Origin of the sequence: Herbidospora galbida (assembly GCF_005233835.1) — a bacterium.
In the GTDB taxonomy this organism is placed as follows: domain Bacteria; phylum Actinomycetota; class Actinomycetes; order Streptosporangiales; family Streptosporangiaceae; genus Herbidospora; species Herbidospora galbida.
Window position 1 is genome coordinate 122955 of record NZ_SZQA01000013.1, and the last position, 21675, is coordinate 144629.

Annotated in this window: 21 protein-coding genes; 10 read left to right on the forward strand and 11 right to left on the reverse strand. The window is 71.9% G+C overall.

Features of this window, described 5'->3' with window-relative positions; genetic code table 11:
- Positions 1 to 6: 6 nt before the first annotated feature.
- Positions 7 to 1953: an ATP-dependent zinc metalloprotease FtsH gene (gene ftsH / locus FDA94_RS15705; protein ID WP_246059952.1), complete on the forward strand. Its 1947-nt coding sequence runs from the start codon at positions 7 to 9 to the stop codon at positions 1951 to 1953.
- On the opposite strand, the gene FDA94_RS15710 is transcribed toward ftsH, so the two are convergent.
- Positions 1923 to 2756: a CPBP family intramembrane glutamic endopeptidase gene (locus FDA94_RS15710; RefSeq protein WP_170990965.1), complete on the reverse strand. Its 834-nt coding sequence runs from the start codon at positions 2754 to 2756 to the stop codon at positions 1923 to 1925. The genes ftsH and FDA94_RS15710 overlap by 31 nt on opposite strands.
- A gap of 190 nt (positions 2757 to 2946) precedes the next feature.
- Here FDA94_RS15710 and FDA94_RS15715 point away from each other — a divergent pair, with 190 nt between their 5' ends.
- Together FDA94_RS15715 and FDA94_RS15720 are read left to right on the forward strand one after the other, a co-directional pair.
- Positions 2947 to 4851 carry a sensor histidine kinase gene (locus tag FDA94_RS15715; RefSeq protein WP_137247801.1) on the forward strand — a complete coding sequence of 635 codons (1905 nt, stop codon included), beginning with the start codon at positions 2947 to 2949 and terminating at the stop codon, positions 4849 to 4851.
- Complete coding sequence (locus tag FDA94_RS15720; protein ID WP_137247802.1) at positions 4848 to 5477, forward strand: response regulator; 630 nt, start codon at positions 4848 to 4850, stop codon at positions 5475 to 5477. Before FDA94_RS15715 ends, FDA94_RS15720 begins: the two co-directional genes overlap by 4 nt.
- Here FDA94_RS15720 and FDA94_RS15725 read toward each other — a convergent pair whose 3' ends face one another.
- Positions 5478 to 6608: a methyltransferase domain-containing protein gene (locus FDA94_RS15725; protein WP_137247803.1), complete on the reverse strand. Its 1131-nt coding sequence runs from the start codon at positions 6606 to 6608 to the stop codon at positions 5478 to 5480.
- A 176-nt stretch (positions 6609 to 6784) separates the two neighbouring features.
- Here FDA94_RS15725 and FDA94_RS15730 point away from each other — a divergent pair, with 176 nt between their 5' ends.
- Entirely contained in the window at positions 6785 to 7378 is a 594-nt protein-coding gene (locus FDA94_RS15730; protein ID WP_137247804.1) for a DUF937 domain-containing protein, read from the forward strand.
- Here the strand turns inward: FDA94_RS15730 and FDA94_RS15735 are convergent.
- Positions 7375 to 9228, reverse strand: coding sequence for a CASTOR/POLLUX-related putative ion channel (locus FDA94_RS15735; RefSeq protein ID WP_137247805.1), 1854 nt, complete (start codon positions 9226 to 9228; stop codon positions 7375 to 7377). The two genes, FDA94_RS15730 and FDA94_RS15735, sit on opposite strands and share 4 nt — an antisense overlap.
- Before the next feature lie 108 nt (positions 9229 to 9336).
- Between FDA94_RS15735 and FDA94_RS15740 the strand changes: the two genes are divergently transcribed.
- Together FDA94_RS15740 and FDA94_RS15745 are read left to right on the forward strand one after the other, a co-directional pair.
- Complete coding sequence (locus FDA94_RS15740) at positions 9337 to 9936, forward strand: Maf family protein (protein ID WP_212735339.1); 600 nt, start codon at positions 9337 to 9339, stop codon at positions 9934 to 9936.
- A gap of 59 nt (positions 9937 to 9995) precedes the next feature.
- Positions 9996 to 10802 (forward strand): EI24 domain-containing protein, encoded by an 807-nt coding sequence (locus tag FDA94_RS15745; protein WP_137247807.1) that lies wholly within the window; start codon positions 9996 to 9998, stop codon positions 10800 to 10802.
- On the opposite strand, the gene FDA94_RS39895 is transcribed toward FDA94_RS15745, so the two are convergent.
- Positions 10749 to 11522, reverse strand: a complete 774-nt coding sequence (locus FDA94_RS39895; protein WP_137247808.1) for a DUF4326 domain-containing protein — start codon at positions 11520 to 11522, stop codon at positions 10749 to 10751. The genes FDA94_RS15745 and FDA94_RS39895 overlap by 54 nt on opposite strands.
- Before the next feature lie 150 nt (positions 11523 to 11672).
- Between FDA94_RS39895 and FDA94_RS15755 the strand changes: the two genes are divergently transcribed.
- The gene (locus FDA94_RS15755; RefSeq protein WP_137247809.1) at positions 11673 to 12722 is read left to right on the forward strand and encodes a DUF4192 domain-containing protein; all 1050 of its coding nucleotides are present in this window, start codon (positions 11673 to 11675) and stop codon (positions 12720 to 12722) included.
- Between the two features lie 51 nt (positions 12723 to 12773).
- Here the strand turns inward: FDA94_RS15755 and FDA94_RS15760 are convergent, their stop codons facing one another.
- Positions 12774 to 13115, reverse strand: a complete 342-nt coding sequence (locus FDA94_RS15760) for a hypothetical protein (protein WP_137247810.1) — start codon at positions 13113 to 13115, stop codon at positions 12774 to 12776.
- A gap of 157 nt (positions 13116 to 13272) precedes the next feature.
- Here FDA94_RS15760 and FDA94_RS15765 point away from each other — a divergent pair, with 157 nt between their 5' ends.
- Positions 13273 to 13860, forward strand: a complete 588-nt coding sequence (locus FDA94_RS15765; RefSeq protein WP_137247811.1) for a DUF1707 and DUF4870 domain-containing protein — start codon at positions 13273 to 13275, stop codon at positions 13858 to 13860.
- Between the two features lie 59 nt (positions 13861 to 13919).
- Here the strand turns inward: FDA94_RS15765 and FDA94_RS15770 are convergent, their stop codons facing one another.
- The 4 genes from FDA94_RS15770 to FDA94_RS15785 all read right to left on the reverse strand — a co-directional run bounded on the left by FDA94_RS15770 (position 13920) and on the right by FDA94_RS15785 (position 18198).
- Positions 13920 to 15440: an ATP-dependent DNA ligase gene (locus tag FDA94_RS15770; RefSeq protein WP_137247812.1), complete on the reverse strand. Its 1521-nt coding sequence runs from the start codon at positions 15438 to 15440 to the stop codon at positions 13920 to 13922.
- Between the two features lie 82 nt (positions 15441 to 15522).
- Positions 15523 to 15897 carry an FKBP-type peptidyl-prolyl cis-trans isomerase gene (locus FDA94_RS15775; protein ID WP_137247813.1) on the reverse strand — a complete coding sequence of 125 codons (375 nt, stop codon included), beginning with the start codon at positions 15895 to 15897 and terminating at the stop codon, positions 15523 to 15525.
- 158 nt (positions 15898 to 16055) lie between these two features.
- Positions 16056 to 16697, reverse strand: coding sequence for a YflT domain-containing protein (locus tag FDA94_RS15780; protein ID WP_212735340.1), 642 nt, complete (start codon positions 16695 to 16697; stop codon positions 16056 to 16058).
- A 61-nt stretch (positions 16698 to 16758) separates the two neighbouring features.
- A complete protein-coding gene (locus tag FDA94_RS15785; protein ID WP_137247814.1) occupies positions 16759 to 18198 on the reverse strand; it encodes a GuaB1 family IMP dehydrogenase-related protein in 1440 nt (479 codons plus the stop codon).
- A gap of 124 nt (positions 18199 to 18322) precedes the next feature.
- Here FDA94_RS15785 and FDA94_RS15790 point away from each other — a divergent pair, with 124 nt between their 5' ends.
- Positions 18323 to 18784, forward strand: coding sequence for a GyrI-like domain-containing protein (locus FDA94_RS15790; RefSeq protein ID WP_137247815.1), 462 nt, complete (start codon positions 18323 to 18325; stop codon positions 18782 to 18784).
- Here the strand turns inward: FDA94_RS15790 and FDA94_RS15795 are convergent.
- Both FDA94_RS15795 and FDA94_RS15800 read right to left on the reverse strand, forming a co-directional pair.
- Entirely contained in the window at positions 18766 to 19425 is a 660-nt protein-coding gene (locus tag FDA94_RS15795) for a nitroreductase family protein (RefSeq protein ID WP_137247816.1), read from the reverse strand. The genes FDA94_RS15790 and FDA94_RS15795 overlap by 19 nt on opposite strands.
- Positions 19425 to 20537 (reverse strand): CaiB/BaiF CoA transferase family protein, encoded by a 1113-nt coding sequence (locus tag FDA94_RS15800; protein ID WP_137247852.1) that lies wholly within the window; start codon positions 20535 to 20537, stop codon positions 19425 to 19427. Before FDA94_RS15800 ends, FDA94_RS15795 begins: the two co-directional genes overlap by 1 nt.
- Positions 20538 to 20622: 85 nt before the next feature.
- Here FDA94_RS15800 and FDA94_RS15805 point away from each other — a divergent pair, with 85 nt between their 5' ends.
- On the forward strand, positions 20623 to 21606 hold the full coding sequence (locus tag FDA94_RS15805; RefSeq protein WP_137247817.1) for a 2-hydroxyacid dehydrogenase: 984 nt from the start codon (positions 20623 to 20625) through the stop codon (positions 21604 to 21606).
- Positions 21607 to 21675: the final 69 nt, after the last annotated feature.

Genomic DNA, 21675 nt, shown 5'->3' on the forward strand with positions numbered 1-21675 from the left:
GCCGACGTGGGTGAGCCGCCGAACGATTTCCGGGAGGGGGACCGCGACCGCCCGGACAGCCGTCCAGAGAAGAACGGGGACGAGCCGAAGCCCTGGCGGTCAGAAGGGTTGCCACCGCCCAAGCCGAACCGCCCCAAAGTCAACTGGTGGCGGTTCGCGCTGACCATGGCGCTCACCTACGCGGCCTTCTTCATCATCAGCTCGTTCTTCGACGGCGAGGCCCGGCAGACGATCTCCTACACCGAGTTCGCCCGGCAGGTGAACGGCGGGAACGTGAAGGACATCTACGCCACCGGCCTGTCCATCCAGGGCGACCTGAAGAAGGCGCAGCCGATCCCCGGCGACAAGCAGCGCGACACCTTCACCAAGTTCTCCACGGTGGTGCCGGTCTTCGCCAACCAGGAACAGATCTTCCAGCAGCTCAGTCAGCAGAACGTGACCATCCAGGCCGAACCCGCCGACGGTCAGCGGGGCACCTTCTGGAACCTGGTGCTCTCCCTGCTGCCCATCCTGCTGCTCGCGGGCGTGTGGATCTGGCTGATGCGCCGGGCCGGCAGCATGATGGGCGGTGGTGGCGGGGGCCTCGGCGGGATCGGCCGCAACCGCGCGGCCAAACCGGTCGAGAGCGGCAAGGTCCGGGTCAACTTCAGCGACGTCGCCGGCATCGACGAGGTCGAGAACGAGCTCATCGAGATCGTCGACTACCTGAAGGAACCGGGGAAGTACCGCCGCCTGGGGGCCAAGCTCCCGAAGGGCGTGCTGCTGACCGGCCCGCCCGGCACCGGCAAGACCCTGCTCGCGCGGGCGGTCGCCGGAGAGGCGAGCGTGCCGTTCTTCTCGGCCAGCGCCTCGGAGTTCATCGAGATGATCGTCGGCGTCGGCGCCTCCCGCGTGCGGGAACTGTTCGACGAGGCCAGGAAGGTCGCGCCGTCGATCGTGTTCATCGACGAGATCGACGCGATCGGGCGAACGCGTGGCGCCTCGACCATAGGGGGTCACGACGAGCGCGAGCAGACCCTCAACCAGGTCCTCACCGAGATGGACGGCTTCACCGGCAACGAGGGCGTCATCGTCATCGCGGCCACCAACCGTCCGGAGGTCCTCGACGCGGCGCTGCTGCGGCCGGGCCGCTTCGACCGCAACATCGTCGTCGCGCCCCCCGACCAGCAGGGGCGCGTCGCGATCCTGCGCGTCCACACCCGCGGCGTCCCGCTGTCGCCGGCGGTGCAGATCCCGGTCATCGCCAAGAGCACGCCCGGCATGACCGGCGCCGACCTCGCCAACCTCGTCAACGAGGCCGCGCTGCTGGCCGCCCGCCGCGGCCACAACGCCGTCAGCCCGGCCGACTTCGCCGACGCCCTGGAGAAACTCCAGCTCGGTACGGCCCGCGCCATCGTCATGCCGGAGGAGGAACGCACCCGTACCGCCTACCACGAGGCGGGCCACGCCCTCCTGGGCATGCTGCTGCCGGGCGCCGACCCTGTCCGCAAGATCTCCATCATTCCCCGGGGACGCGCCCTGGGCGTGACCCTGTCGACCCCCGAAGACGACAGGTACGCCTACGACGAGCGCTACCTCCGGGGCCGCATCACCGGCGCGCTGGGCGGCATGGCGGCCGAGCAGGTGGTGTTCGGCATCGTCACCACGGGCGCGGAGAACGACCTCGAACAGGTCACCTCGATCGCCCGCGGCATGGTCGGCCGCTGGGGCATGTCGCCGCTCATCGGCCCGCTGACCATTCTCCCGACCGAGGGCCCGCCGCAGGCCGCGTCGGCGACCCTGGCCTCCGTCGACGACGAGGCCAGGCGCATCGTCGACGAGTGCTACGCCGACGCGCAGCGCCTCATCTCCGACAACCGCCACCGGCTGGAGGGCATCGTCGCGGCCCTGCTCGACCAGGAGACCCTCGACGAGGCCGACGCCTACGCGGCGGCCGGGCTGACCCGCGACTGACGCCACCACCGGGCGGTCACCGCCACCGACACGGCGAGCCCGGCGGTCGTCAGCACGCCGCCCTCACCCAGCAGCCAGGGCGAGTGGGGCTGCGTCATGGCCTGCCCGACGAAGTAGATCGCGGCGTTGAGCGCGGCGTGCAGGACCAGCACCGGCCAGATCGACCCCGTCCTGAGCCGGAACCAGACCAGCGGGAAGGCCAGCACGACCGACTGCGCGGTGAACCAGAGCAGCGCGTAGGCCATCGGCACCCCCGGGTCCACCGCGCCCGGGACGAACAGCATCAGCGGCACGTGGAACAGCGCCCACGCGATCCCGACGACGACCGCGACGACGTCGGCGGAGTGCCGCTCCCCGAGCCGCGTGACGAGGAACGAACTCCACCCGAGCTGCTCCCCGAGCGCGAGCAGGAGATAGGGCGCCAGCCCGGGGACGAGCCCCACCACGACCATGAGCAGCGGCGGCATCGGCAGCCCGTGGGCGCCGAACGAGGCCAGCCCGGTGAGCCACCCGGTGCCGTAGGCGAGCCCGACCCCGATGACGGGGATCGCCCAGGCCGTCAGCAGCGTCATCCACGGGACCTTGACGAACCCCCACGGAAACCCGCGCCCCCGGAAGGCGACGGCGGCGGCGATGGCCGGGGCGAGCGCCTGGCCGTAGAGGGCGAGCTGTACGGGAATCGGCGCCTCCCCGATGTGGTCGAGGTCGACCCCCTGGGAGACGGCGTAGGCGACGGCGGGGAGCACGAGAACGGGCAGCACGAGGGCGAACGTGGTGAGCTGGCGGGATATGTCGGTCTTCACGGTGCAAGCAGACCCGGCGACCGGTCCCGACCGCCTGAACACCGGGTCCCCTTGTGGTCCCGCCTCACTCCAGACGGTCCTCCCCGCCGGTGCGGCGCCCTCCGGAGCTCGCGGACTCCGGAGCGGGTCCCGGGACCCACGGGACTCTGGTCCCATTCCGCCAACTGCGGATATCCCTGACAATTGCCGCATGCCGACCGTCCGATGGCCCTGGATCGTGCCCGTGCTCTGCGCGGTCGCCGTGGTCGTGGGCGTCGTCCTGACCGCGGGCGTCGAGCACGCCGACACCGACTATCTGGTCCTGGACGCCATCGTCGGCCTCACCTACCCCCTGACCGGCGCCCTCATCGTCACCGCCCGCCCCCGCCACCCGGTCGGGTGGCTCTTCTGCCTCGGCGGGGCCGGGCTGGCCCTCCAGGCGCTGGCCGGTGGCTACGCCGCCTTCGGGGAGGTCCACGGCTGGCCCGGCACCTTCGCCGCGGGCTGGCTCACGAACTGGGTGTTCCTGACCGGGTTCGGGTCGCTGCTGCTGCTTCCGCTCTACCTGCCCGACGGCCGCCTCCCGTCGAGCCGCTGGCGTCTCCCGGCCGGCCTCATGATCGCCGCGCTCGCGGGGCTGCACGTCGTGCTCATGCTGCGCGACCACATCTGGGTCTGGGGCGTCGAGCGCCCCAACCCCTTCGGTTTCGTCCCGACCGAGCCGCACGTCAGCACCGCCTTCGCCGTCGTCGTGACGGTTCTGGGCATCGGCGGGGCGGCGGCGCTGGCCACCCGGCTGCGGCGCGACCTGCGGCGGCTGCTGCCCGTCTTCGCGGCCGTGGTGACGCTCGCCGCGGCGGTGGTCGCCGACTCCCTGCTGGCCGCCGAGCCGCAGATCGGGGTGGTGCTGCTATCGGTGGCGCTGCCGCTCGTCCCCGTCGCCACGGCCGTCTCGATCTTCCGCTACCGGCTGTTCGACATCGAGATCCTGCTGCGCCGGACCCTCGTCTACACGCTCCTCACCGGCCTGCTGCTGGCCGTCTACCTGGGCGTCGTCGCCACCGCCCACGCGCTCGTGGCCTCGACCGAGGCCCTGATCGCCACCGCTGTGGTCGCGGTCGCGTTCGCGCCGCTGCGGGCCGCGCTGCAGAAGGCGGTGGGCCGGTGGCTGTTCGGCCACCGCGGCGACCCGGTCACCGCGCTCAACCAGCTGGGTGTACGCCTCGAGGCCGCCGCCGACCCCACCCGTCTCCTCGACGACGCGGCCGAAACGGTCGCCTCGAGCCTGCGGTTGCCGTGGGTGGCGGTGGTGTCGGCCGACGGGGTGACCGTGTCCGAGACCGGCCGGAGGGTGGGCGGAGCCGTACAGCTCCCCCTGACGGCGAGCGGGCACCACGAGGGCGAGCTGAGAGCGGCCCCGCGCTCCCCGGGGGAGCCGCTGTCCCGCGCCGACCTGGCCGTGCTCACCGACCTGGCCCGGCACCTGGCGGTCGCGCTGGCGGCGGCCCGGCTGGCGCGCGAGGTGCGCGAGTCGCGCGCCGACCTGGTCAGGGCCCGCGAGGAGGAGCGCCGCCGCCTGCGCCGCGACCTGCACGACGGCCTCGGCCCCGGGCTGGCCGCGATCGGCATCGGCCTCTACCTGATCGAGGCGGCGACCCCCGGCGAGGAGGTCCGGAACGTGCGCGAGCTGACCCAGACGCTGGTCGCGGACGTCCGGAGGATCGTCCAGGGCCTGCGTCCACCGGCTCTGGACGAACTCGGACTGGCCGGCGCCCTGGAAGACCTGGCGCTGGACGCGATCGGCCCCCAGGTCACCGTCACCGTGTCCGACCTGCCGGAACTCTCGGCGGCGGTGGAGGTGGCGGCCTACCGGATCGTCCAGGAGGCGCTGGCCAACTCCCTGAAGCACGCGCGGGCCGACCGCATCGACATCAGCGCGACCGCCGAGGCCGGACAATTGACAGTGACCGTCACCGACGACGGCTGCGGCCTGCCCGACCCCCTCGTCGAGGGAGTCGGCAGCGGCAGCATGCGCGACCGGGCGGCCGAACTCGGCGGAACCCTGCGCCGGACCTCGACGAACGGCACGACAGTGAAGGCGGTGCTCCCGCTGTGAAGGTACTCCTCGCCGACGACCACCCCCTGCTCAGACACGGCCTGCGGGCCCTCCTGGAGCAGGTGGGCGGCGCCGAGGTCGTCGGCGAGGCCTCCGACGGCGAGGAGGCCGTCGCGATGGCCCTGTCGCTGAACCCCGACGTGGTCGTGATGGACCTGGTGATGCCCGGCGTCGGCGGCCTGGAGGCGACCCGACGCCTCATCGACCAGCGGCCCGACCTGGGCGTGCTGGTCCTGACGATGTCCGAGGACGACGCGTCGGTCTTCGCCGCGCTGCGCGCCGGCGCACGCGGTTACGTGCTGAAGGGAACGGCCGGGGAGGACTTCCTCGCCGCCGTCACCGCGGTCGCCAGAGGCGAGGCCGTCTACGGGCCCGCCGTGGCCCGGCGCATCCGCCGCTTCCTGACGACCGGCCCAGGCACCGGACCCTTCCCGGAGCTGACCCAGCGGGAGCGCGAGATCCTCGACCTGCTCGCCAACGGCAAGACCAACGCCGAGATCGCGAAGGCGCTCTACCTCAGCCTGAAGACCGTGAAGAACCACCTGACGAGCGTCTTCGCCAAACTCCAGGTGGCCGACCGCGCCCAGGCGGTGGTCCGGGCCAGGCAGGCCGGCCTCGGCACCTGATCACCCGATGGTGGCCGACCACCGTTCCCGCCTCAGGTGGATCGTCCCGTCGGGGGAGACCGTGACCTCGGCTCCGTAGAGCGGCAGGGCGCTGTGCCGCAGCCAGTGGTCGCGCACCCGGTCGAGCTCGTCCCACAGGCGCCGCGGCCCGCCCTGGTGCACCGTCGCCGGCGCTCCTCCGACGGACTCGGCGCGCGCCCACGACCCGTCCTCGTGCACCATGACGGCCGTCCGGACGTCGCCCTCCTCGGTGTGGACGTGTTCGACGTCCGGCACGTTCACCTCCAGCATGCTGCGGATCTCCCACGCGTCCAGGAGGTTCAGGATCGGGAACCGGGCGGTCGTCACCTCCTCGCCCTCGGCCACGCGGGCCGCCGCCACCTGCCCGGCCATGAGGGGCGGGTAGTCGGTGCCCGTACGCGTGGTCATGAACATCGCCCAGTCCCGCTCGACCAGGCCGGCCGCGCCGCCGTCGGGTGTCTTGACGCCGGTGACGATCAGGCTCGTGTTCGTGATGGTCGTCGCGAAGCGGCCGCCGGTCGGCAGCGCCGCCAGCCACGCCGCCGGGATCGGCCGGACCGCGACGGTCGCCACGATCCGGTCGTACTCCCCGGGCAGCGGCGTCGTGGCGTCCGCGTTCACCAGCCGCGGGCGGTGGCCCAGGTCGGCGAGGCGTTCCGCCGCCACGTCCACCAGACGGCGTTCGACGTCGATCGTGGTGACCCGGTCGTCGCCCAGCAGCCGGCAGAGCAGGGCGGCGCCGTAGCCGCTGCCCGTGCCGACGTCGAGCACGCGGTCGCCCGGCCCGATGCGGGCGTGCCGGAACATCCGCAGCACCAGTCCGGGCAGCGTCGACGACGACGTGGGGCGGCCGCGTGCCACCCGGCCCTCGGCGGCGTCGTCGGCGTGCAGCTCCCCGATCCGGGTGACCAGGGTCTGGTCGGCGTAGGTGTGCCGGAGCCAGCCCTCTTCGTCGGATGACCCGCGGCAGGCGGTCCAGCCTTCGGCGCCCGGCCGCCACCAGGCGGGGACCAGCAGGTGGCGCGGAGTTTCGGCGACCGCCTCCCGCCAGCGGGAGCCGGGATGGGTGACCTGGTCGGCGAGACGGTGCGCGTGCTGACGCCAGTTCATCGATTCGTCCCCTCGCTCGGCGACGCGATCGTCTCAGAAGGGCGGGAGCCGTACCGGCGGATTCCACCAGCCGACCCGCAGGCGAAAGCGGTGATTTGGTGCAAAGCAGGCATTACCCCTAAATCGCGCCGGGCAGATCACTCGCGGAACACTTCTGAAACGGGGGAGAACCGACCGTGAGTCAGTCGAGTCAGTCGATGCACGAAGAGATCATCTCCAAGCTGGGCCCGCAGGGGATCCAGCAGATGGCGTCCCTCCTGGGGACCGACGCCGAGTCGGCCAAGCCGGCCATCCAGGCCTGTCTGGCCACCGTCATCTGCGGCATGGCCCGCAACTGCGGCGAGCCCAAGGGGGCCCAGTCGCTGCGTGCCGCCATGGACGACCACTCGGCCGCCGAGCCCTTCCGGGACATCGCCGCCCTGGCGAACGACCAGGACGGCCAGCGCATCCTGGCCCACGTCCTCGGGGTCCCCGGCAGCCGTCAGGCCGCCGAGGGCATCGCCCAGTTCATGGGGATGAACTCGGGCGCCATCACGAAGATGATGGCGATGGTCGCGCCGATGGCGATGGCCATGATGGCCCAGCGGATCGAGGCCAACCACATGGACGCCACGGCGATGGCCCGTGAGCTCCGCCGCCAGGAGTCGGCGATGAGCACGAGCAGCTTCGGCGACATGCTCAGCGGTGTCCTCGGCAAGATCTTCGGTGGCGCTCAGGCGCAGGGTGGTGCCAAGCCGAAGAGCAAGCCGCAGCGGGGCCAGCGCGTCTAACGCTCCGCCAGCACTATCACCTTGTCACCGGCCGAGAACTCGAGCTCGGCCGATTTGGCGGGGTTCAGCACGACACCGAAGTGGGGCGCTTCGCTGACGCGATCGGCCCGCCGGTAGCCGATGGCCGTCTCGCCCCTGCGGCGGGCCGACTCGATCACCGTCGCGAACGTGACGGGACGGCCCTCGGTGACGTAGTCGCTCGCCGGTCTCGGATAGATCTCCGAGCCGCGCGAGTCGAAGAGGTAGCCGAACACCTCCGACAGGTGCCGGTTCTCGGCCAGCTGCGCGAGCAGCAGGCCGATGACGGTGTCGCTGATGACGATGTCGTCGGCCTCGGTGACCTCGGCGAGTTCGCGGTTGTTCTCGTCGTGCATCTCGCTGACGATCGAGTACCGCTCGTGCATGACCGTCTGCATGTCGCGCAGTTGCAGCAGCGACATCAGCGTGCGCGTGTCGGCGTGGTGGGGCTCGAAGCGGTCGTCCGACAGGACGATGACGTGCTGGTAGAGACCGACGCTGAGCGATTCGAGCGCGTAGCGGTCGGTGGTCTCGCACTCCTTCACGTTCAGCGTGAGGTTGCGCAGCCCGCCGAGTCCCGCGCCCGCGTCGGGATGCCCGGCCGCCACGTCGAGCACCGACCCCGGTGCGACATAGCCGTCGAGGTAGCGCACGATCGTGCTCGCGCGGCCGTTCCACCCGAGCACCAGCGTGCGCTCGGGCTCCAGCCTGGTACGGCTCGCGCGCACGATCGCCGTCTCGTCGACGGCCGCCGGCCGCGCCGCGAGGCTGATCGTGGAGTCGTCCTGCGCGATGACGATGACGTCGTCGCCGTCGGCGATGACCGTCTCGGTGGACGGGTTGAGCTCGACGCCCGTCGCCCGCTTCAGGCCGATGAGGGTGGCGTTCTCGAACGCGCTGAGCGCCTGGCCGTAGGTCTTCCCCGTCAGCGAGGGCGCCTTGCGCAGATAGATCTCGCCGTCGTCGAAGTCGAGCAGGTCCATGCAGACGACCGACATGCCCGACTGGCGCGACGACTGCACGATGAGCCGCGCGGCCGTGTCGTCGGAGTCGACCAGGTGCACGCCCGGCCCGCCCGCCAGCCGCGCCGCGGCCATGTTGCCCGAGTCGGCGATGGCGGCCACGACCGGCGGATGGTCGCCCCGGCGCTTGGCCAGCGCGAGCAGGGTCTTGATGACGTGGGCGTCGGGATCCTCCCCGGAGGGGGACAGCACGACGATCGACTTGGCCGCCCCGAGGTTCATGAGGTCGAGGTGGGCCGACTCGGTCGGCCGGCCGGTGCGGCACACGACGCGGACGCGACCCGTGTCGGGGATGCGGTCGCGGAGGTCGTCCTCCATCGAGACCTTGTCCTTGTCGGCGAGGATCGCGATGACCGACTTCTGCTCCCGCGCCTTCACCAGTTCGGCGACGATCGTGAAGACCTGGTCGGACCAGCCCAGGATGACGGTGTGCTGCGACTCGATGATCCGCGACCGGCCCTTGCGCAGGTCTTCGACCTTGGTCTTGAGCCCGGCCGAGAGCAGGCCGACGAACAGCGAGACGAAGAACAGCCCGCCGAGCGAGGCGATGAGCATGATGGCCAGGTAGGGCGCGGTGCCGTCGTCGGAGGCGATCTTGCCGGGGCTGAGCGTGCGCATGAGCGAGGTCCAGAGCGCGCCCGGCACCCCGTTCTCGACCTCGCCCGGCGTCAGCCAGACGGCCAGCATCGCGGCCGCGACGATCAGCGCGGCGCAGAACGCGGCCAGCCAGCCGATCAGTGCCCCGGTTCCCCGGGACATGGTGTTGTCGAACCAGTACCGCGCCCTCTCGCGCGTCTTCGCCTTCGCCACGTGGCCTCCCCGCCGCCGATCAACCCGGACAAGGTACTCCTCATGACCATCAGCCCGCATATCGGTTGACAAACGATGAAAGCGACTTCGGGACTAAGGTGGGCTGACGTGACCGAGCTCATTCTCGCCTCCGCCTCCCCGGCCCGCCTCGGCGTTCTGCGCGCCGCCGGTCTGGAGCCCAAAGTCATCGTCAGCGGCGTGGACGAGTCGGCGATCACCGCCCCGACCCCGTCCGACCTCGCCCTCGTCCTGGCGAAAGCCAAGGCCAGAGCGGTCGCCGACACGCTGTCGGGCCCCGCGCTGGTGATCGGCTGCGACTCCGTGCTGGAGCTCGACGGGGTGGCCTACGGGAAACCCGCGTCGACCGGCGAGGCTACGGAACGGTGGCTCTCCATGCGCGGACGAACCGGACGCCTGCTGACCGGCCACAGCGTGATCGACGTGGCTTCGGGCCGCGAGGCGGCCGAGACCTGCGCGACGACCGTGCGTTTCGGCACCCCGTCAGAGGCGGAGATCGCGGCCTACGTGGCGAGCGGCGAACCGCTGCGGGTCGCGGGCGCCTTCACCCTCGACGGCCTGGGCGGCTGGTTCGTCGAGGGGATCGAGGGAGACCACGGCAACGTCCTGGGCATCTCCCTCCCTCTCGTCCGCCGCCTCCTGTCCGACCTGGGCGTCGAGGTCACCTCGCTCTGGACGACGCGGGCCTAGACCGATCGGCGCAAGTCGGTAGATCGCGGTCAGGGCGCGGATTCGCTAGCCTCGCCCTCATGGTCGGTGGTGGGCCGGTGCGCAGGCAGGCCGGTGGGTTCTTCGATGGTGTCGGGTGCTACCTGCGCGGGATCGGGTGGATGGCCCGGCATCCCCGTTGGTGGCTGTTCGGGTTGATTCCGGCGCTGATCGCGTTCGCGGTCTTCGCGGGGCTGCTCGTGCTGCTGGCCGTCAACGCCGCCGACGTCGCCGCCTGGATGACGCCGTTCGCCGACGACTGGGGATGGCGCGAGTTCTTCCGCACCCTCGTCGGGGTCCTTTTGGTCATCGTCGGGGCGCTGCTGTCGATCGTGCTGTTCACGGCCGTCTCGCTGGCGATCGGGGAGCCGTTCTACGAGAAGATCTCCGAGCAGGTCGAGGAGAGCCTCGGCGGGCCCGTCCACCACGACGACACGCCGCTCGTGCTCAGCATCCTCCGGTCGATCAAAGACAGCCTGGTCACCCTCTGCTATGTCCTGCTGTTCACGATCCCGCTGTTCGTGCTGGGGTTCGTCCCGTTCGTCGGGCAGACGGTCGTGCCGGTCATCGGTGCGCTCGTGTCCGGATATTTCCTGACCGTCGAGCTCACCGCACTCGCCATGGAGCGGCGCGGGGTGCGGCGGAAGTACCGGTTCGCCGTGCTCAAGGCGAACCGGGGCATGTCGCTCGGGTTCGGTGTCGCCGTCTTCGTGACGTTCCTCGTCCCGTTCCTCGCGATCGCGGCCATGCCGTGCGCGGTCGCCGGGGCGGCGATCATGGTGCGCGACCGGATGCTAGTTCAGGGGCCTGGGCAGCCGGCCTTCCAGCCGCCGCCGCGCCGCCTGTAGCTCCGCGATCCCCTCGTCGATCAGGCCGATCCACCTGCGGATCGCCTCGGGGGTGGGCTCGCCGTCGAGCTCGCCCATCAGGTCGCGTACGGCCGTCAGCCGGGGCTCCGGCTTGCGGCCCATATTGGCCATCAGCCCGGCGGTGGCGATCTGGCGGTTGGCGTGGTGGCGGGTGAACCCCCAGCGCTGTCGGCAGTAGTCGTCGAACCCCCCGTAGGCGGCCCGGTAGAGCCGCAGGTCGCGGATGCGGGTCAGGGCGTGGCCGACCCGTCCGAGCCCGCCGATCCCGGCCGCCTCGATCTCGGCCTCGGCCTCGGCCAGGGCGGCCCGCTCGGCCGGTGACAGCGACGGCTTGGCCACCACGCCCCCGGCGAGCCGCTTGAGCACCTGCCCGTGGCACGGCCCGGGGACGCACCAGCACCCGAGGGCCTTGCCACGCAGTTCGGGGACGCGCGCCAGCAGTTCGGGCCGCTCGGTCAGGTAGGACTCGAAGCGGCGCAGCTGCTCGCCGCGCAGCACGTCGTCTTTCTCGTGGGGGTTGGCCCAGTCGCTGCGGGTGTCGATGCGGACGTACAGGCCCGCGGTTCGCGCCCACGCGATCAGGTTCGGATGCCCGCGGCGGCGGTTCATGCTGACGATGACCGTCTCCCCGGCCAGCAGGCTCTCCAGCCGGGCCCGCTCGTGGCCGGACCATTCATCGGTGACCGGAACATCTCGCATGCCCGTCAACGCTGCTCCCCTCGACGCACAACCGTCCCATGCCGCGCGGTTCCTTTTGCGGTTTCCAGAGCTATGCCCACAGCGAACACGGTTTTCCACAACCGGATCCATGTCCGTTTCTCATGTCCCGTACGCCGCCACGATCGCCCCATGCCCACCGACCACCGGCTCCGCCTGTCGTCCCCGGCCGACATCCTGGCGGCCATCCCCTACCTGCTCGGCTTCCACCCCGCCGACAGTCTCGTCGTCATCGGCCTCGAACGTGCCGCCGTCCGCGTCGCGACCCGCTGGGACCTGCCGCTGACCCCCGGCGCCCTCGACGACCTGCGGCCGCTGCTCGCCCGCGAGAAGGCCGACGCGACCGTGCTCGCCGCCTACGGCGAGGCGGCGCTGACCGCGCCCGCCCTCGACGACGCGGCGCGCTTCCTGGCGGCGGCCGGGGTCGCCGTCCACGACGCGTTACGCGCCCACGACGGCCGCTACTGGTCCCACCTGCACGCGTGCCCGCCGGGCGGGATCCACTACGACGCCGCGGCCCATCCCGTCGCGGCCGAAGCGGTGGTGCGCGGCATGGTCGCGCTGCCCGACCGCGCGGCGCTGGAACGCACGGTCGCGCCCGTCACCGGTGCCGCCCGCGCGGCGATGGACCGCGCGACCGAGCGGGCCGAACACGAGGTGTGGGGCTGGGTGGAGAAGGCCGATCCGGCCGCCTACCTGGCCGACGGCATCGCCCGGGTGCGGTCGGCCGTCGAGTGCTACGAGCGCGGCGGCCGGCTGTCCGACGACGACGCCGCGCGGCTGGGCCTGGCGCTGTGGCTGATCCGGGTGCGTGACGAGGCCTGGACCCTCATCGACGACCGCCCCGCCCACCTGACGCTGTGGCGCGACCTGACCCGCCGGCTGTCACCCGGCCTGGTCACTCCGGCGGCGGCGCTGCTGGCGGCCGCGGCCTGGCGGACGGGCGACTGCGCCCTCGCCTCGATGGCGCTCGACCGGGCGCTCGCGGCGGAACCGCGCTACACGATGGCGCTGATCCTCACCGAGGCGATCGCCCGGCTGCTGACCCCCGACGACGTCGGCGAGCGCATGCCGACACCCGAACAGCTCGACCGTGAGATGGGACCGCCGCTGATGAGCTGGTTCACCCCGCTCCTGCGGAGGCTCGCCGAACCGGGGCCGGCCCACGCGACCGGGAGATGACGCGCCGCACGAGGTGTCCGGGCCGCCTCCGCGAACGGCGGCCGGCCCGGTTCAGACCTCGTCCGCCTGGCGGCGGCGTTCGTTGTAGGCCCTCATCCGGGCCGGGTAGCCGACGAGTTGCACGTCGTAGACGGGCAGCCGCAGGTCGCGGGCGACCTTCCGGATGACGGCGGGGGAGCCCACCCGGCGGCGCGTCCATTCGCCGTCGTGGGCGACCGCGACGGCGGTGGTGTCGGTGGCGAAGGTTTCCGGTTCGACGTAGAACTCCACGCCGATGCGGGACTTGGCGAACTCGATCAGGGACTCGATGTCCTGATCGGTGGCCTCCCGGTCGAAACGCTGCACTTTCGGACCCCGGTTACGCCGTAGTCCGTAGCGGTCACGCCATCTCATACCCCTTGTATACCGTCCGATCGGGCGGAGCGCGCCCCTCTGGCGGATCTCCGGGGCGCGTCGGGGTCATCCCCGATTCTTCGCCGTGACGGCTTCGGTCACCATGGAAGGAGGCAGACTCGAAAGACACGTTTCTTCGGAGAAGGGCAGGGGTTTCATGGCGACGTCGTTCTCACCCGCACCGCCGGGGCGCGGACCCGTTCCACCCGCCCGGCTCCGCGTCAGCGACGCCGACCGCGACCAGGTGGTCGAACACGTCAAGGCGGCCTACGCCGAGGGGCGGCTCGACAAAGACGAGATGGACCTGCGGCTCGACCACGCGATGACCGCGCAGACCCACGCCGACCTGATGCCCGTCATGGCCGACCTCTACGACCGCCCGCCCACGCTGACGGTCTACCCGAAGCCCCATGACGAACCGGCCCGCGCCGCCGACGCGTCCGACCGCGTGGTGGGCGCCGCCGCCCATCTCATCACCCTGACCGGCCTGTTCGTCGTCGGCCCGCTCATCATGCTGCTGACCGCCGGCCGCACCTCGCCCTACGTCCGGCGGCACGCCATGGAGGCCCTCAACTTCCACCTGACGGTTTTCGGCGCCACGATCCTGCTGCCGTTCACGGTCGTGGGTATCGTCCTGGTGCCGCTGTTCTGGGTCCTCGGCATCGTGCTGTCGATCGTCGGCGGCATCTCGGCCCTGGCCGACGGAGAGTTCCGCTACCCGCTGACGATCCGGCTCATCAAGTAGGAGCCCGCTCCGTTACGGCTCCGCCCACCCCGGCACCCCCCGCCCCGCCACGGGGCGTGTCAGGCCGGGGGCAGTAGTGCGCGGACCGCCGAGACCGTGTCGGCGTCCTCCGCGCGCTTGTCGGGCCGGTAGCGGAGCACCCGGGCGAACCGCAGCGCCATGCCGCCCTCGTAGCGCGTCGACCGCTGCACCCCGTCGAAGGCGATCTCGACGACCTGTTCCGGCTTGAGGGGCACCGTCCAGTCGGTGGTGGGGCCGTCGGCGAGTTCGAGGAAGCGTTCGGTCTGCCATGCGAGCAGGTCGTCGGTCAGGCCCTTGAAGGTCTTGCCGAGCATCACGAACCCGCCCGTCTCCGGGTCGTAGGCCCCCAGGTGCAGGTTCGACAGCTTCCCCTCGCGCCGCCCGTGGCCCCACTCGGCCGCCAGCACGACGAGGTCGAGGGTGTGCCGGGGCTTGACCTTGATCCAGCCCGCCCCGCGCCGCCCGGCGGCGTACACGGTCCCGGGGGCCTTGACCACCACGCCCTCGTGGCCCTTGCGGACCGCCTCGGCGAAGAACTCCTCGCCCTCCTCGGCGTCGGCGGTGACCAGCCGGGGAGTGATCAGCGACGGCGGCACGGCGGCCGTGAGGGCCGCGTGGCGGTCGGCGTCGGGCAGGTCGAGCAGGTCGGCGCCGTCGACGCGCAGGGCGTCGAAGAAGAAGACGCTCAGGGGCACCTCGCGCGGGCCGACCTTGGTCGCCACCCGGCTCGCGGTCACCTGGAAGGGCAGCGGGCTCGCGTCGTCACGCAGGGCGATGACCTCGCCGTCGAGCACGATGTCGGTCGCCGTCAGGCCGCGGACCGCCTCGACCAGTTCGGGGACCTGCTCGGTGATGTCGTCGAGGGTGCGGGTGAAGACGCGCACCTCGTCGCCCGAGCGGTGGGCCTGGACGCGGATCCCGTCGAGCTTCCACTCGATCGCCGCCGGGCCGCCGATCTTCTCCAGGGCAGCCGTCACGGTGGGGGCGCTCTGGGCCAGCATCGGGGCGACCGGGCGGCCGACCTCCAGGTGGAAGTCGCGCAGCGCCGTCACGCCGCCCGCCAGCGCGGCCGCGCCCACGGCGGGCAGCCAGCCGCGGAGCATCAGCGCGCGGCGCACCTCGGCGGAGGGGACGTCGGCCGCCTTGGCGATGGCCTCGATCATGACCCCGTCGAGCGCGCCCTGGCGGAGCTCGCCCGTCAGCAGGCGGCTCAGGAAGGTCTGCTCCTGGCGGGTCGCGGCGCCGAACAGGTCGGCGACGAGGCCGCGCCGGGCGGCCTGCGAACCGGGGCCCGACTGGGCCTTGATGCGTTCGAGGAAGGCGTCGATCTGGGTGAGGGTGGCGGTCGCGGCCAGGCGGGGTTCGGGCAGGTCCTGGAGGGAGCGCCAGCCGACGCCGATCTGACGCTGGGGGAGTTCGCCCGACAGGTAGGCGATGGCGATCTCGGCCTCTTCCGGCCCCACCCGGGCGAGCAGTTCGGCCAGGTGGCGGATCTTCGCCAGCCGGGCCGAGTCGGCGGCGACGGCCGCGGAGGTCCTGGCAAGATCGATCAGCAACACACCGTAATCCTGCCGTACCCGACCTTCCAATGCCACGGCCCGGCACCCTCTCGGGAACCGGGCCGTGACGAACGGGCGAACGTCAGCTCACGCCGAGCAGGTCGACGACGAAGATCAGGGTCTCTCCGGGCTTGATGGCCCGTCCGGCGCCCCGGTCGCCGTAGCCCAGGTGCGGCGGGATGGTGAGGCGGCGGCGTCCGCCGACCTTCATGCCGGCCACGCCCTGGTCCCAGCCGGCGATGACCCGGCCGCCGCCGAGGGGGAACTGGAAGGTGTCGCCGCGGTTCCACGAGGCGTCGAACTCCTCGCCGGTGGAGAAGGCGACGCCGACGTAGTGCACGCTCACGGTGTGCCCCGGCTTGGCCTCAGGACCGTCGCCGACCACCAGGTCGACGATCTCCAGGTCGGCGGGCGCCTTGCCCTCCGGAAAGTCGATCTCGGGCTTCTCGAGTGCCACGTGGGTCTCCTTGGTTCATGGCGCGCCGCTCGGTTCGCCCGGACACGCCGGCCGGAGTGACGCGCCGCCCCCGACCGGCCGCCGACCGCTCTGCGGGCCGGACCGCACGACTCTACCGGCACCCCCGAGCCGCCCGCCGGGCGTGTCGCCCTCTCGGGTCAGCGGTGCTTGGTGCCCGCGTCGGCGTCGGCGTCCTCGGCCCGGCGCTGGGCCGGGATCTCGTGCTCGGCCGTGGTCCCGTCGGAGGTCGTGGGCGGCGCGGTCGTGGGCGGCACGGTGCCCGCGCTCGGCGGGCGCTCGACGACGACCGTGTCGGCCGGGGCCAGGCCGCCCTGGAGGATGGTCTGCGCCCGCTCCCAGACGCCCGACGTCACCAGGACGTCGTAGCGTCCGGCCACGATCGCGTTGCGCGAGGTGAAGTCGCGGACGCCGCCCTGGAACAGGTGGCTGGTGAAGCCGAACGCCGCTCCGGCGATCGCGCCCCACAGGATCGACCACAGGACCAGCGCGACGAACGAGGTGGTCGTGGTCGTGAACAGGCCCAGGAACAGGCCGACGACGAGGCCGAAGACCCCGCCGCTGACGGCCCAGGTTAAGGCCGCGCGGCCGTTGGTGAGGCGGCCGGTGACCTTCTCCTCCGTACGGAGGTCGGTCCCGACGATGGCGAGTTCCTGGACCGGGAAGCCGGCGTCCGACAGCGTGTCGACGGTCTTCTGGGCGGCGGTGTAGCGGTCGTAGCTGACGAGCAGGCGCCGGTCCGCCAGAGGCATGGCCGGGCCGTGCGTGGGCGTTTCGTACATCAGGGCCTTCTCCTCAGTCGTTCGGTGGAAGACCCGCCCACTACCCGCACGGCCCGGTAAATCACCAGCTCTGGTGGAGCGGCATGCCCTCGCTGTAGCCCGACGCGCTCTGCACGCCCACGACCGCCCGCTCGTGGAACTCCTCCAGGCTGGTGGCGCCGGCGTACGTACAGGAGGACCGGAGGCCCGCCACGATGGCGTCGATCTGGTCCTCCACTCCCGGGCGGGCGGGGTCGAGGTACATGCGCGAGGTGGAGATGCCCTCCTCGAACAGCGCCTTGCGGGCCCGGTCGAACGGGGTGTCCTCGGCGGTGCGCAGTTTGACCGCGCGGGCCGAGGCCATGCCGAAGTTCTCCTTGTAGCGGCGGCCGTCGGCGGCGGTACGGGTGTCGCCCGGCGACTCGAAGGTCCCGGCGAACCACGAGCCGATCATCACGTTCGACGCCCCGGCGGCCAGCGCGAGCGCGACGTCGCGCGGGTGCCGCACACCGCCGTCGGCCCACACGTGGCGGCCCAGGCGGCGGGCCTCGCGGGAGCATTCGAGCACGGCCGAGAACTGCGGGCGGCCGACGCCGGTCATCATGCGGGTGGTGCACATCGCGCCCGGCCCGACGCCGACCTTGACGATGTCGGCCCCGGCCTCGACCAGGTCCCTGACGCCCTCGGCCGTCACCACGTTCCCGGCCGCGATCGGCACCCCCGGGTCGAGGGCGCGCACCGCCTTCAGCGCGGCGATCATCTTCTCCTGGTGGCCGTGGGCGGTGTCGACGACGAGCACGTCGGCCCCCGCCTCGACCAGTTCCTTGGCCTTCGCGGCGACGTCGCCGTTGATGCCGACCGCCGCCGCGATCCGCAACCGGCCCGAGCCGTCGACGGCGGGCTGGTAGAGGGTCGCGCGCAGCGCGTTCGTGCGGGTGAGGACGCCGACCAGCCGGCCCTCCCCGTCGACGACCGGGGCGAGCTTGTGCCGCCGGTCGTGCAGCAGGTCGAAGGCCCGCTGCGGGTCGATGCCCTGGGGCAGCACCTGCGGCGAGGGCGTCATCACCTCGCCGAGCTGCGTGAACATGTCGACGCCCTGGCAGTCGGCCTCGGTCGCGACCCCGACGGGCCGGTTGTCGAGGTCGACCACGATGACCGCGCCGTGGGCCCGCTTGGGCAGCAGGGTCAGCGCCTCGCCGACGGTGTCGTGGGCGGTGAGGGTGATCGGGGTGTCGTGGACGAGGTCCCGGCTCTTCACCCAGGAGATCACGTCGGAGACGACGTCGATCGGGATGTCCTGCGGGATGACGGTGATGCCGCCGCGCCGGGCGACCGTCTCGGCCATGCGGCGGCCGGCGACGGCGGTCATGTTGGCCACGACGATCGGGACGGTGGTGCCGGTGCCGTCAGGGGAGGACAGGTCGACGGCGAGTCGCGACCCGATGTCCGACCTCGATGGGACCATGAAGACGTCGCTGTAGGTGAGGTCGTACGGCGGGGTCATGTCGTTGAGGAATCGCACGTCTGTCCAGACTAGTTGTTTGAGGCAGATTCATGGCGCGAGCCACAGCCGGCCTGCGGCCGTCTGCCTCTCGCTCGGGTTACATAAGATTGCGGCTGATCACCATTCGTCGAGGGGAACGATCTTGATCATTGCCGACAGGCCTGAGCTGCTCGTCGTGGGTTACGCCATCCGCACCACCAACGAGGCCGAGGCCGACCCGGAGCGTGCCGCGCTTCCGGGGTTGTGGCAGCGCGCCGGTGCGCCGGGCGCCTTCGCCCACGTGCCGGGACGGGTCGACGAGAACATCTACGCCGTGTTGACCGACTACGAAAGCGATCACACCGGGGCATATACCCAGATTATCGGCATAGCCGTGCACACCGCCGCGCGGCTGCCCGAGGGCATGGTCGCGGTGCGGGTGCCCGGGGTGCCCTGCCTCCATCTGGAGGTACGCGGCCCGCTGCCCCAGACGCTGATCGAGGCCTGGCAGTTCCTCTGGCAGCACCCCGACCGCCGCTCCTTCACCACCGACCTGGAGGTCCACCACCAGGCCGGCGTCGACCTCTACATCGCGGCCCGGCCCACCTACTCCGAGGCCGGATAGTTCCACAGGGGCTCGTCGGCCTCGAAGCCGACCGGCTCGCCCCACTGGTTGCGGTAGCTCACCTCGTGGACCGGACGCCGGGGGGCCACGCCCCACCTGCCCGTCGGGTAGCCGAAGGTGACCGTACAGGCGAGTTCCCAGCCCTTCCCCTCGGGCACACCGAGGATCTTCATCGCCTCCGCGCCGTGGAACAGGCCCATGACCGTGGTGAGGGCGGTGCCGACGCCGTGGCCGCGGGCCGCGAGCTGGGCGTTCCAGACCGACGGGAAGATCGAGCCGCCGCTGGGGTCGTTGCGGGTGAACGCGAACAGCAGCAGGGGATAGTCGGCGAAGTGGTCGGCCAGGTGCTGCGACGACTTCATGACGTTCAGCGACCGCTGGTCGCCGGTCTCCTCGGCGATCTCGCGCTGGCGCTTGTAGTGGCCGGCGTAGAGGCGGGCCAGCGCGTCCTGGTAGAGGGGCGCGAGCTGGTCTTTGACCTGCCGGTCGTCGACCAGCAGGAAGCGCCAGCCCTGCGCGTTGCCGCCGCTGGGGGCGCGGACGGCGGCGTCCATGATCTGCTTCTGGATGTCGAGGGGGATGGGGTCGGGCTTGACCCGGCGCATCGCGCGGGTCGTGTAGAGGGCCTCCAGCAGGTCCATCAGGCCAGTACTCCTTGTGCTCGCAGGCGGGTCGCCGTGTCGTCGGGCAGGCCCCACGCGGTCAGGTCGTCGAGGCGGGTGGCGGGGGCCAGGTCGCCGGTCGCGGCGCCCAGCAGGCGGGGCGCGGGGGCCGCCTGCGCCAGGCCGCCGATCTCGACGAAGGTGCCGCGCGCGACGTTGTGGGGGTGGTCGGGCGCCTCGGCCATGTCCAGAACGGGGGAGACGCACGCGTCGGAGTCGGCGAAGACGGCCTCCCATTCGGCGCGGGTGCGCGTCTTGAACGCCTCGGTGAGGCGCTCTCTGATCGCCGGCCAATTTCGGGGGTCCTGGTCGGGCATGTCGGGTACGTCGAGCCGGGCCACCAGCTCACCCCAGAACTGGGGTTCCAGGGCGCCGACGGCCATGAACCCGCCGTCCTTGGTCTCGTAGGTGTCGTACATCGGGGCCCCGCCGTCGAGCAGGTTCGTGCCCCTCGGTCCCCAGAAGCCCGACTGGGTGAGCGAGTAGAACATGGAGAACAGCACCGCCGCCCCGTCGACCATGGCGGCGTCGACCACCCGGCCCCGGCCGGTGCGCTCGCGTTCGAGCAGGGCGAGCAGGATCCCGTACGCCAGCATCAGCCCCCCGCCCGCGAAGTCGCCCAGGATGTTGATCGGCGGCGTGGGCTTCTCGCCGGCCCGGCCGAGCTGCGAGAGCACCCCGGAGACCGCGACGTAGTCGATGTCGTGCCCGGCCCGGGGGGCCAGCGGGCCGTCCTGGCCCCAGCCGGTCAGCCGTCCATAGACCAGGCGCTCGTTGACGGCGTGCAGGTCGGCGGGGCCGATGCCGAGGCGTTCGGCCACGCCGGGGCGGAAGACCTCGATCACCGCGTCGGCGTGCCGGGCCAGTTCGAGGAAGGCCGCCACGCCCTCGGGCGACTTCAGGTCGAGCCCGATCGAGCGCTTACCCCGGTCCATGACCTCACGCCGGGGCTTGTCGGTCACCGCGGCGACCCGGTCGACGCGCAGGACCTCGGCGCCGTGGTCGGCCAGCATCATCCCGGCGAACGGGCCGGGGGCGAGGCCCGCCAGTTCGAGCACCCGAAATCCGGCCAGCGGGCCGCCCGTCTCCATGGTCACGGAGCTCAGTAGAACAACATTCGGCAACGACTCGCAACCCGGTCGCAGCGTGTCGGGCGCGGCATGGCAGTCTGAGCGCATGACCGACTTAGGGCGTCCTTGGCGGTTGCTGGCGCTGCCGCCGCTGCCCGCCGACGCGGTTCGCGGGCTCCTGTCCGGTCTGGGCGACCGGATCGACGTCGTCACCCCCGAGACCCGGGACCGGGCCGAGGTGCTCGACCTGCTCCCCGAGGCCGAGATCGTCGTCGGCGACTGGAGTTCCCAGCTCGTCCTCGACGCCGAGGCGGTGGCGCGCGCGCCGAAGCTGGCGTTCGTCCAGCAGCCCGCCGTCGGGGTCGACGGGCACGACCTCGGCGCGCTCGCCGACGCCGGGGTGCCGCTGGCCAACACGGCCGGGGTGAACGCCATCGCGGTCGCCGAATGGTGTGTCGCGGCGGCGTTCGCGCTGGTCCGGCGGCTCGGGCAGGGCGACGCCGCGGTCCGCGCGGGCGAGTGGCCGCAGCTCACCCTCCAGCCGAGGGAGCTCTCGTCGTGCAAGGTCGGCCTGGTCGGGTTCGGCCCGATAGGGGCGGCCTGCGCGCGGATGTTCGGGGCGATGGGCTGCGAGGTGGCCTACTGGTCCCGCTCCGGCAAGCAGGAGACCTACGGCGCGGCCTATCAGGACCTCGACGGGCTGGTCGCCACCAGCGACATCGTGGTGATCGTCGTCGCGCTGGCCGACGAGACGCGGGGCCTGTTCGACGCGAACCGGCTGGCGATGATGAAGCCCGGCTCGTTCCTGGTCAACGCGGCGCGGGGCGGGATCGTCGACGAGAAGGCGCTGATCGAGGCGGGCCAGCTCGCCGGGATGGCGCTCGACGTGTTCACCACCGAGCCGCTGCCGCCCGGCGATCCGCTGCGGTCGGACGAGCGGATCCTGCTGTCGCCGCACGCCGCCGGGGTGACCCCGCAGTCGACCACGCGGCTCATCCAGTGTGTGGTCGGGAACCTCGCGGCGGCCGTCGGCGGGGCGCCCGTCATCAACGTGGTGAACGGGGTGAATCCCGTTGTAAAACGCCGTTGACCAGGTGTGGACAGTTTTCCGGCGCTTAACGTGTCGAGTCTGGTATGCGGGGGTTTAGGGGGATATGGT

Coding starts and splice junctions, on each gene's coding strand:
- FDA94_RS15795 (WP_137247816.1), bottom strand. CDS start 19,425: ATGGACCTGCTGGAGGCCCTCTACACGACCCGCGCGATGCGCCGGGTC.
- FDA94_RS15745 (WP_137247807.1), top strand. CDS start 9,996: ATGGTCGGTGGTGGGCCGGTGCGCAGGCAGGCCGGTGGGTTCTTCGAT.
- FDA94_RS15725 (WP_137247803.1), bottom strand. CDS start 6,608: ATGAACTGGCGTCAGCACGCGCACCGTCTCGCCGACCAGGTCACCCAT.
- FDA94_RS15765 (WP_137247811.1), top strand. CDS start 13,273: ATGGCGACGTCGTTCTCACCCGCACCGCCGGGGCGCGGACCCGTTCCA.
- FDA94_RS15800 (WP_137247852.1), bottom strand. CDS start 20,537: ATGGAGACGGGCGGCCCGCTGGCCGGATTTCGGGTGCTCGAACTGGCG.
- FDA94_RS15715 (WP_137247801.1), top strand. CDS start 2,947: ATGCCGACCGTCCGATGGCCCTGGATCGTGCCCGTGCTCTGCGCGGTC.
- FDA94_RS15805 (WP_137247817.1), top strand. CDS start 20,623: ATGACCGACTTAGGGCGTCCTTGGCGGTTGCTGGCGCTGCCGCCGCTG.
- FDA94_RS15755 (WP_137247809.1), top strand. CDS start 11,673: ATGCCCACCGACCACCGGCTCCGCCTGTCGTCCCCGGCCGACATCCTG.
- FDA94_RS15760 (WP_137247810.1), bottom strand. CDS start 13,115: ATGAGATGGCGTGACCGCTACGGACTACGGCGTAACCGGGGTCCGAAA.
- FDA94_RS15780 (WP_212735340.1), bottom strand. CDS start 16,697: ATGTACGAAACGCCCACGCACGGCCCGGCCATGCCTCTGGCGGACCGG.
- FDA94_RS39895 (WP_137247808.1), bottom strand. CDS start 11,522: ATGCGAGATGTTCCGGTCACCGATGAATGGTCCGGCCACGAGCGGGCC.